This is a genomic window from Frankia sp. CoWAU3 (assembly GCF_977971855.1).
In genome coordinates this window covers 1-9,998 of sequence record NZ_CDWWXB010000121.1, presented here as the reverse complement: position 1 = coordinate 9,998, position 9,998 = coordinate 1, and the positions used below count along the sequence as shown (strand labels likewise).

Sequence of the window (9,998 nt, the reverse complement as noted above, 5' to 3'; positions counted from 1 at the left end):
GGTATTTTCGGCCGCCCGACGAGCGGCTCAGCCTAGGCCTGATGACCTGCTCGTCCTGCAACGGCACGCAGTATCAGACGCGCCCGCAGGCGGAAGCGGACGAGGACGGTCTTTTCGACGGTGACGCCAACATCAAGTGTCGGGAATGCGGTGGAACCGGAAAAGTTCCCCTGCTATGAAGAAATCGATGCCCGTTCAGGCCGACTTCTTGTACCTGCGGTGTCCGGAACATCGGGGACGGCGTCCCCGCCAGGGGCTGAAGACGATTGCGCGGCCGGGGACACCGTGCCCGCGGTGTCGCATGGTCCGCGCCGCGGACCTCGAACGCGAGGGCTGTCCGGAGTTTCCTGCGGACGAGCCGGATGGCGGAGGGGGGACGCCGCCGTCACGCTGACAGGCGTCCCCCTAGGTGATCTTCGGTGTCGGGAGAGGCCCTCGGCGGTGGGTCAGTCCTGGGGCTGGGCGACGACCACCGCCGTGCGGGTGCCGTCCTTGACCGTCGCGCCCACCCGGACCGTCGCCCCCGGGTGGAGGTCGGAGACCTTCGCGGCGTCCCCGTCGATCCGCAACCGGGTATCGGCGTTGATCATATAGGTGCCGACGTAGCCGTCCTCACTGGTGACCGTCAGGGAGGTGGGGCTCACCGCGGTCACCTTCCCGCGTTGCCCCGCCACTACCTGGAAGCCCTTGCCGGTTTTGACCGTTGCCTCACCGTGTACGCCGCCGCCGGCCCAGATACCGCCATGGGGACGCAGCCCGTCGTGGGAACGCAGCCGGGCCTCGGCGAGTCGCGGATGGTCGCCCAGGAACGTGTGGTCGGCTGGGGTGGCTGCTGCGCTGGCAGTCCGGTCCGAGGCAGCGGATGCGGCTGTCCCGCCGAACCCGAGCCCGACCCCCAACCCGAGCCCAAGCAGACCCGCTGCGGCGACCCCCGCACCCCATCGTCCGGTCAGGAAGCTGCGCATCTGTGTCGTCCTTCCGCGTCGCGTCACTACGCCGCGAACCGGTCGTCGGCCCTGAGCGGCGGCGATCGGCCGGGCGCCGCGCGCCACGGTGGCACGCGGTCGGAGCCCACGATGCGACAGCGAGATGTGAGCAACATGCGAGCGTGGTGCGAACCACGTGGAAGGCCGGATCCGCGCTACGCGCTAGACCCGGGACGGTTGCCGGCTGTCCTCGCCCTTGCCCTCGCCCTTGGCCTGCGGCTGCATCGGCACGATCGTCCGGGCCCCCGTCCAGGACGGCGCCTCCTGACTCGCGTGCGGGGGCAGCGAGGGCGCGAAGTCCGTTCCGAGGCGTTGGACGGCGACCCGGGCGAAGATCTGCTGCTCGGTGACGGTACGTTCCGACCGGCCCCGGCCGATGAAGCTCACCGTCCAGTGAAGCAGGGTGGTCAGCCGGTGCTTGAACCCGATGATGTAGACGAGGTGCACGGCCAGCCAGACGAGCCAGGCGAAGAAGCCGCTGAACTGCACCTTGCCAATGCTCGCCACCGCGCTGAACCGCGAGATGGTGGCCATGCTGCCCTTGTCATGGTATTCGAACGGCCGGCCCGTCTGCTTGCCGGCGACCCAGGCCTGGATCTCCTTGGCGGCGTGCCGGCCGCCCTGGATCGCGACCTGCGCCACGCCGGGCAGCCGGTTGATGCTCGCCATATCCCCGATGACGAACACCTCCGGATGACCCGGCAGGGTCAGGTCGGGCAGCACCTCGATGCGGCCGGCGCGGTCGAGCCCCGCACCGGTCTGCTCGGCGAGCTGCCGGCCCAGCGGGCTCGCGGCAACGCCGGCGGCCCAGACCTTGCAGACCGAGTCGATGCGCCGGCGGGTGCCGTCGCTGTCCTCGACGTCGATGCCGGTCGCGTCGACATTGACGACCTTGGCGCCCAGCTGCACATCGACGCCGATCTTGGTCAGCTTGTCGGCCGCCTTCGCGCCGAGCCGCTCGCCGAACGGCGGCAGGACGGCGGGTGCGGCGTCCAGCAGGATGACTCGGGCCTTGGCGGGGTCGATGCTGCGGAAGTCCCGCCGCAGGGTCCGGCGCGAGAGTTCCGCGATCTGTCCGGCCATCTCCACGCCGGTGGGGCCCGCCCCGACGACGACAAAGGTCAGCAACCGCTCCACGTCCGCGGGATCGGTGGACGCCTCGGCGAGCTCGAACATCCCGAAGATCCGGCCGCGCAGCTCGAGCGCGTCGTCGATGCTCTTCATGCCCGGGGCGTGCGTGGCGAAATGGTCGTTGCCGAAGTACGACTGGCCCGCGCCCGCGGCAACGACGAGGCTGTCGTAGTGGTGCACGGTCGTGCGACCCAGCAACTGGGACGTGACCGTTCTTGCGTTCACGTCGATGGTGGTCACCTCGCCGAGGACGACCTGCGCGTTGTCCTGCCGGCTCAGTACCTCACGGGTGGTCGGGGCGATCTCGCCCTCGGACAGGATGCCCGTTGCCACCTGGTAGAGCAGCGGCTGGAACAGATGGTGCGTCGTCTTCGCGACGAGAGTGACCTCGACCGGTGCTTTGCGGAGGGCCTGCGCGGTGAACAGACCTCCGAAGCCAGACCCGATGATCACTACTCGGTGCGGGGAGGTGCTTCGCTCCTCGAGCCGTTCCGGTTCGCCGGCCTGCCCTGTCTGGGCGCTGTCCGTGGTCACGATCCTTCTCCGCTCAGCCTCTTGACTCCGGCGGTGCCCCTTGGCGCCGCGAAGACCATATACCTGATGGTGCCGGCCCCCGGCTACTATTTTCCGCCGTATATCCGAGATGGGATCGTGTTTATCGTCACCTCCTGTCGCCGGATAGCATCGACGGGACATGTGGCATGCAACACAATTCGTGGGCGATTGATACCTCGTCGAGTGATACGCCCAGTTCGGAGTGCGACCATGGGTGGGCACTGAAGATCCTGTCTGACCGGAAGGCGGCGGCGCAGGGCCGAACGGAATACGGCGAACCGGCCCCGCGGACGCGGACGACCACCCGGTCCCTGGGCCCCGACGGCGGGGATCTGTCTGGCCAGAGCTATGATCATGTTTTCTTCGTGCGGTGGATCTGACCGAGTGCACTTTCCGGGGGTCCGGTTTAGCGCATCAGTCTATTCGGACACTGCTTTCACCACCTGCACCTTCATTTGGTGCTCGTTCTTTGACGTGACGTTCGCGTCCTGCACGTTCACGGGCAGCGTGTTCGGCGGATGCATCTTCGATCTCATGAAGGTGGTCGGCGGGGATTAGTCCTTCGTGGGTCTGCCCCGAGCGGGCCCGGGGAGGATTGCGGGCCCGGGGAGAATCTCAGTCCCGCAGCGGATCATGGGCGAAGGCCCGCATCCCCTCGGCGAAGTCGACCCGCGGCCGGTAGCCGAGAAGATCGCCTGCTCGGGCCGAGGACGCTGCGATGTGGCGGACGTCGCCGACCCGGGAGGTGCCGGTCACGACGGGCCTCGGACCGCCGAAGGCACGAGCCAGCGCGTCCGCCATGTCCCCGACGGTGTGGGGATCACCGGAGCCGATATTGAGGGGAACCAGCCGGCCGGGTCCCTGCGGCTGGTGGGACGCCAGCAGGTTAGCCCGCGCGACGTCGTGGACGTGCACGAAATCCCTCAGCTGCCGGCCGTCCTCGAAGACCCGCGGGGCCCGCCCGTGTTCCAGCGCACTGCGGAAGATCGACGCGACGCCGGCGTAGGGGGTGTCCCGGGGCATCCGCGGACCGTAGACGTTGTGGTAGCGCAGTGCCACGGCAGTTCCGCCGGTTTCCGCCGCCCACGCCGCCGCGAGATGCTCCTGGGCGACCTTGGTCGCCGCGTACGCGTTGCGGGGGTCCAGGGGGGCGTCCTCGTGGACCACGATGGGCGCGAGCGGCCGGTGGCACCGTGGGCACGGCGGCTCGAAACGGCCTGCGTCCAGGTCGGCGGCCTGCCGTGGTCCGGGGCGCACTGGTCCGTCCGTCGGGCAGCGGTAACCACCCTCGCCGTAGACCACCATGGAGCTCGCCAGGACCAGTCGCCCCACTCCGGCGCGGGCCATCGCCGCGAGCAGGACCGCGGTGCCGAGATCGTTGTTCGTGGCATACGCCGGAAGGTCGTCCAGATCAACCCCCAGACCCACCATGGCGGCCTGGTGGCATACGACGTCGATCCCGCTCAGTGCCTCGGCGGCCTGGTCCCGATCGGTCACGTCCCCAACGATCATCTCGGCGGCGTTGTTGACCTGGGGCTTCGTCCGGTGTACCGCCGGAAGCAGGGCGTCGAGGATCCTGACCTCGTTGCCCGCCGCGACCAGCACGTCGACAACGTGAGAACCGATGAAGCCTGCGCCACCGGTGACGAGAACCCGCATGACGCCGACGCTAACGGTGCCGGGACGCGCCGGATCTTACGAACCACGGAACGTCTCCAGCCCGGCCCGTGCCGTCGCAACCCCGGGCGGCGTCCGGACGTCAGGACGCGGGGAGCGCGACGACGAAGCGGCAGCCCTCCCGATGGTTGTGCACGGTGACGTCGCCCCCGTGCGCCTCGACGATGCCACGGACGATCGCAAGGCCGATCCCCGACCGCATCCGTGGCTGGTGCGGATGGTCGTCACCACCGGGGGTCCGGGCCGACTCGCCCCGGAATCCGAGGTCGAACACGCGGGGCAGCTCCTCCTGCGGGATGCCGCCGCACCGGTCCGCCACGGCGAAGACCGTCCGGTCGGCGTCCGCGGTAGCGGTGATCTCCACCGTTCCGTCGTCGGGGGTGTGCCTGATGGCGTTGACGAGGAGATTGGTCAGCACGCGCCCCACCTCGGCCGCGTCGGCGTCAACGTACCCGGCGTGGTCGGCCCGCCCGTTGACGACGACTCCCTTGGCCCGCGCGATCGGGTCCACCGCGGCGATCGCGTCCGAGACGACGTCGGCGACGCGCACCTTCTCCAGGCTCAGCCGCAGCGCACCGGCCTGCAGCCGGGCCAGTTCGAACAGGTCGTCGACCATGCCGGTCAGCCGCTCGGCGTCGGCGAGCATCAGCCGGTGGTAGCGGGCCGTCGTCTCGGCGTCCGTGACCAGGCCGTCCTGCAGGGCCTCGGCCGTCGCCCGGATTCCCGCGAGCGGGGTTCTCAGGTCATGACTGATCCAGGCCACCAACTCGCGGCGACTCGCCTCCAGGGCCCGTTCCCGTTCCCGCGCCTCGACGAGGCGGACATGGGTCGCGTCCAGGGTCGTCGCCAGCGCGCCGAGCTCGGCGGTCGGAACACGGCCGGCGCCGCGATAGCCCGGCTCGCCCAGGGCCGCCGTCGCCCGGGTCAGCGTCCCGATCGCCGCCACGACCGGGCCACCCAGGCGCACCGCGGATGCCGACGCCACCACCGCCGACACGACCACCACGATGAGCACGACCCGCAAGTCATGATCGGAGAGGAACATTGCCTGTGCCGTGCCGGCGACCCCCACCGTCACCGCTACGACCGGTATCACGCTCAATGACGCTGCTGTCGCCCACAACGGCCGCTTCCGGAGCGCCCGCAGCAACGGCAGGCCGGTGAGCGCGGCCGCCGTCGAACAGCCGAGCGCGATCCCCATGACCTCCAGGCCGGCGTTCATCGGGGCCTCGCTCTCGCTCTCGCTCGCAGCCCGCCCGTAGGGTCGTCGTCCCGCCGCACCGCCTCGGGTCTCATCCTCGGTGTCGTCCCTCGTCCGGTGCCCCCACCTGTTCGGTGGGGGTGCTGTCGGGGCGCGGGGTGCCGGGATCGTAGCGGTACCCGACCCCCCACACCGTGACAAGCATCCGGGGCGCGGTCGGATCATCCTCGATCTTCTCCCGCAGTCGGCGGATGTGCACGGTGACCGTCGAGGGGTCGCCATAGCTCCATCCCCACACTTGTTCGAGCAGCTCGCCCCGAGTGAAGGCCCGGCCGGGCCGGCGCAGCAGGAAGGCCAGCAGATCGAACTCGCGCACCGTCAGCCCGAGCGGCACCCCGTGCCGGGTGGCGGTCCGCGCGGCCGCGTCGACGACGAGGGTGCCGGCCCGCAGGACGCCGGCTTCCGCGCCCGGCACCGCCTCGTTCGCCCGCCGCAGCACCGACTGCACGCGCAGGGTCAGCTCCCGCGGCGAGAACGGCTTGGTCACGTAGTCGTCGGCGCCGATCTCCAGACCGGTGATGCGATCCGACTCGTCGGCACGTGCGGTCAGCATGATCACTGGTACCGGTCGGTGCGCCCGGAGCCGGCGGAACACCTCGATGCCATCGAGACCGGGCAGCATCAGGTCGAGGACGACGAGGTCCGGTGGGGTTGTCTCGGCCACCCGCAGGGCCGTGGGTCCGTCCGCGGCGCGGTCGACGTCGAAGCCGGCGTTGCGCAGGTAGCGGTCAACCACCTCGGAGACGAGGACGTCGTCGTCGACGACGAGCACACGGGCCACCCAGCCACGATAGGTAAGGCGACGGCCGTCCCGGCCATGATCGGCTCGGATGTCTCCGCTTCGTAATGCTCCGCTTCGTCATGCTCGTCATGCTCGTCGTCGTGTCCGTGCCGAGCCGCCGGACGGGACCCGGGCATTCCTTGTTTCGTAAGGGTTGATCACGCGTGGACGGCACTACAGTCCCGATCATGTTCACGCAACGTAGTGGGATCGGGGCCTCCGTCGACGTCGTCCTGCCCTGCCTGGACGAGGCCGGGGCGCTACCTTGGGTGTTGGACCGGATGCCCGTCGACTATCGGCCGATTGTCGCGGACAACGGATCGCGCGACGGCTCCCGCCAGGTGGCGCTGGAACGCGGGGCGGTCGTCGTTGACGTGCCTGAGCGCGGCTACGGCGCCGCCGTGCACGCCGGGCTGCTCGCCGCGGACGCCGACGTGGTCGGCGTGTGCGACGCGGACGCATCCCTCGACCCCGCCGAGCTTCCCGGTCTCGTCACGCAGCTGCTGGCCGGCCGGGCCGATCTGGTTCTCGGTCGCCGTCGCCCGACCTCGATGCGGGCCTGGCCGCCGCACGCCCGACTCGGGAACGCGGTGGTCGCCGGGCGGCTGCGCCGCTGCGGCGTTCCCGTCCATGATCTGGGCCCGATGCGGGTGGCCCGCCGGGAGGACCTGCTCCGACTGCCCGTCGCCGACCGCCGGTTCGGCTATCCGCTGGAACTGCTGCTGCGGGCGGCCCAGGCCGGTTGGCGGATAGTCGAGACCGACGTGGCCTACACCCCTCGGGTCGGGCGCTCCAAGGTGACCGGGACACCGCTCGGCGCCGCCCGGACGGCCCGGGACATGTCCGCCCTGTTGGCGAGGCCTCCGGTGAGGCTGCTCGTGATGGCGAAGGAGCCGGTACCCGGGCGGGTCAAGACCCGCCTGACGCCGCCCCTGCGCCCGGACCAGGCGGCGGCCGTCGCGGCGGCCGCGCTCGCGGACACGCTGGCCGCGGTTGAGGAGCTGACTCGCCTGCCCGGGTTCGACGCACTGCGCCCGGTCCTCGTCCTCGACGGCGCGGTCGGCCCATGGCTGGAGACCTCGTTCGCACGAATCCCGGCCGGACGAACCCCGGGCGCACGAATCGCGATCGAAGTGATGCCGCAGGTGTCGGGGCCGTTCGACGTCCGGCTCGGTGCCGCCTTCGACGCCGGCACCGAGCCGACCCTGCTCATCGGGATGGACACTCCCCAGGTGACCGCAGCCCTGCTCGCCTCCGCCTGCCACGCGCTGCACGCGACCGACGCGGTGTTCGGTCCCGCCGCGGACGGGGGATGGTGGGCACTCGGCCTGACCACCCCCGACGGCGATCTTCTCCGTGGCGTGCCGACCTCGCGCCCGGACACCGGCGCACGACAGCAGGCCCGCCTGTCCGAAGCCGGCCTGACGGTCACAACCCTGCCGACGGTGCGCGACGTCGACACCATGGCCGACGCCGACGCGGTCGCCCGGCTCGTGCCCGGTGGACGCTTCGCCGCGGCGCTGCGCGCCACGCATGGGGATCGCATCGCCGCCGGCCGGGCCACCGCGTGTTGACCGGCGTCCCCGACGGCCGGTGGGGACCGACGACCGTCTACGAGGCGGGACTGCGCTCCGCCGGTGGACAGCTGTGGATGCGCCGTCCCGACGGGCGACGCGACCCGCTGCCGGTGAACCGCTGGCGTGGCACCCTGTCCCCGGCGGCGTCGACCCCGCCCACCTGGTCCACCGGGGCGCTGTCCCCGGGGGATCTGTCGTTGTTGCGTCACTGTGGCGGCCCGACCCTCGACGTCGGCTGCGGGCCCGGCCGGCTCGCGGCCGCGCTCGCGGCCCGCGGGGTGCCGGCCCTCGGCATCGACGTCGCGCCGTTCGCGGTGCACCTGACCCGGCGGGCCGGTGTGCCGGCACTACGGCGGGACGTGTTCGGCCGGGTGCCTGCCGAGGGACGATGGGCCGTGCTGCTGCTTGCAGACGGAAACATCGGCATCGGCGGCGACCCGACCCGGTTGTTGCGCCGGGCCGGGGAACTCCTCGCCCCCTCCGGCCGGGTGCTCGTCGAACTCGAACCGCCGGGCACCCGGACCGGTCCGATGCGGGTCCGGCTGGAGGACGCAACCGGCCGGGTGTCGCGGCCCTTCTCCTGGTGCCTGGTGGACGGGGACGATCTGACCGGCATCGCGCCGGACGCCGGACTGCTGATCACCCGGACCTGGTGCGACGCCGGTCGGCACTTCGCCGCGCTGCGCCGGCGTCTCCCGATTGGATGATTCCCCGCCGGGCGCGGACCGCCCGACTCACCATGAGGGCCGCCGCGCCGGCCCAGACCACTCCGAGAACGAGCGCGAGGTTGCGTCCGTACGGCAGTGGGTTCACCGTCGGGTTCCCAGGGTCCCCACCGTAGCCACGCCACAGCGGTAGCGACGACAGGGCGACCGCCGCACTCACCAGCAGTGCGCCCTGTGCGACGGACCGGTAGGGCGGTGGGACCAACCGGGTGAGCAGGAAGCCGACGAGCATCGTCGCGGGCACGAGCAACGCGTCATGGACCAGGACCCCGCCGATCAGCCAGACCACGGTGTTCGGCAGCCGGGTGGCCTGCTGGTGGGTGAGCACGCCGTCGACCCCGTAACCGATCGCGGCCAGCCCGGCCGCCACCGCGACACCGCGCAGCACGACGGCGTTCACACCATCACCACCCGATGTACCCATTTCGTCTGGAGGACCCCGGGCCGGTTCGGCGCGATGAGCCGGGCCGGATAACCGTGATCGAGGTCGAGGTCGGCGCCGTTCACTCCGGTCGCGAGCAGGGTCAACGAGTCCCTGGCGTGCGAGGGGTTGACGTCGCTTGCCCGGTAGCCCCCGCGGGCCTCGAGGGACTCGACCCGGACCGTCGCGTCGGCGGGGATCATGGCGGCGTCCAGCAGATCCCGCAGCCGCGGCCCGTGCCAGGTGGCGTCCGCGGCCCATCCCTCGACGCAGGTGATCGGCAGCTTCGAGCTGTACCGACGCAGCGCGTACAGCTCCTCGATGGTGTACACCACCCGGCGCGGACCGACCACCTCCAGCCGGTACCCGGGGTCACGGGCGAGGGAGGTGACCCGCGCGGCTCGCGCCGTGCGGTTCACCGGGAGCCCCTGCGGGCCGATGTCGGGCCGCCGCGGCGCGAGCAGGTCCAGCCGGGCCAGGCCCGGGACCGACTGACCGGCGGTCGTCGCCACGATCACCCCGGCTGCGGTCCCCGTCGCGAGGCCGAGGCCGCGCCGCGTCAGACCGCCAGTCCCCGGGGTGACGCCGGCCATGGTGGTGACGCCGGCCATGGTGGTGACGCCGGCCATGGTGGTGACGGCCGGGTGCGCGCGCTCATGGCGGCGGCGGCCCACATTCGCCCGGACGACGGTGAGCTTCGCGACGATGTGGAGGACCAGCGCGCCGATCGTGATCCAGGCGACCCAGTAATGGGTCACGGTGAAGAAGAAGTTGAACCGGTACCACTGCGCGATGTTCGCGATGCCCGTGCTGAGCTGGAAGATCGCCCCTGCGATCAACGGCACGATCGTCATCCGCTCCACCGCATGGGCGACGGAACGTGT

At 71.2% G+C, this 9,998-nt stretch carries 9 protein-coding genes; 2 read left to right on the top strand and 7 right to left on the bottom strand.

The window, feature by feature from the left end; translation table 11 throughout:
* Positions 1–446: 446 nt before the first annotated feature.
* From AC08ON_RS11840 to AC08ON_RS11820, 5 genes are all read right to left on the bottom strand, one after another.
* On the bottom strand, positions 447–965 hold the full coding sequence (locus AC08ON_RS11840) for a hypothetical protein (RefSeq protein ID WP_476607644.1): 519 nt from the start codon (positions 963–965) through the stop codon (positions 447–449).
* A 183-nt stretch (positions 966–1,148) separates the two neighbouring features.
* Positions 1,149–2,651: an NAD(P)/FAD-dependent oxidoreductase gene (locus tag AC08ON_RS11835; protein WP_476607643.1), complete on the bottom strand. Its 1,503-nt coding sequence runs from the start codon at positions 2,649–2,651 to the stop codon at positions 1,149–1,151.
* Between the two features lie 636 nt (positions 2,652–3,287).
* Entirely contained in the window at positions 3,288–4,331 is a 1,044-nt protein-coding gene (locus tag AC08ON_RS11830; RefSeq protein ID WP_476607642.1) for an SDR family NAD(P)-dependent oxidoreductase, read from the bottom strand.
* A gap of 100 nt (positions 4,332–4,431) precedes the next feature.
* A complete protein-coding gene (locus AC08ON_RS11825) occupies positions 4,432–5,571 on the bottom strand; it encodes a sensor histidine kinase (RefSeq protein WP_476607641.1) in 1,140 nt (379 codons plus the stop codon).
* 70 nt (positions 5,572–5,641) lie between these two features.
* Complete coding sequence (locus AC08ON_RS11820; RefSeq protein WP_476607640.1) at positions 5,642–6,391, bottom strand: response regulator; 750 nt, start codon at positions 6,389–6,391, stop codon at positions 5,642–5,644.
* Between the two features lie 164 nt (positions 6,392–6,555).
* Here AC08ON_RS11820 and AC08ON_RS11815 point away from each other — a divergent pair, with 164 nt between their 5' ends.
* Together AC08ON_RS11815 and AC08ON_RS11810 are read left to right on the top strand one after the other, a co-directional pair.
* Positions 6,556–7,965 carry a DUF2064 domain-containing protein gene (locus AC08ON_RS11815; RefSeq protein WP_476616962.1) on the top strand — a complete coding sequence of 470 codons (1,410 nt, stop codon included), beginning with the start codon at positions 6,556–6,558 and terminating at the stop codon, positions 7,963–7,965.
* Positions 7,959–8,675: a methyltransferase domain-containing protein gene (locus AC08ON_RS11810; protein ID WP_476607638.1), complete on the top strand. Its 717-nt coding sequence runs from the start codon at positions 7,959–7,961 to the stop codon at positions 8,673–8,675. Before AC08ON_RS11815 ends, AC08ON_RS11810 begins: the two co-directional genes overlap by 7 nt.
* Here the strand turns inward: AC08ON_RS11810 and AC08ON_RS11805 are convergent.
* Both AC08ON_RS11805 and AC08ON_RS11800 read right to left on the bottom strand, forming a co-directional pair.
* Positions 8,608–9,093, bottom strand: coding sequence for a hypothetical protein (locus AC08ON_RS11805; protein WP_476607637.1), 486 nt, complete (start codon positions 9,091–9,093; stop codon positions 8,608–8,610). The two genes, AC08ON_RS11810 and AC08ON_RS11805, sit on opposite strands and share 68 nt — an antisense overlap.
* Positions 9,090–9,998: molybdopterin-dependent oxidoreductase (locus AC08ON_RS11800; protein WP_476616961.1), on the bottom strand; the 909-nt coding region annotated here is incomplete at its 5' end. The genes AC08ON_RS11800 and AC08ON_RS11805, both read right to left, overlap by 4 nt.

Excerpts from the sequence above, each read along its gene's own strand:
- AC08ON_RS11830 (WP_476607642.1), bottom strand. The coding sequence starts at position 4,331 with ATGCGGGTTCTCGTCACCGGTGGCGCAGGCTTCATCGGTTCTCACGTT.
- AC08ON_RS11825 (WP_476607641.1), bottom strand. The coding sequence starts at position 5,571 with ATGAACGCCGGCCTGGAGGTCATGGGGATCGCGCTCGGCTGTTCGACG.
- AC08ON_RS11840 (WP_476607644.1), bottom strand. The coding sequence starts at position 965 with ATGCGCAGCTTCCTGACCGGACGATGGGGTGCGGGGGTCGCCGCAGCG.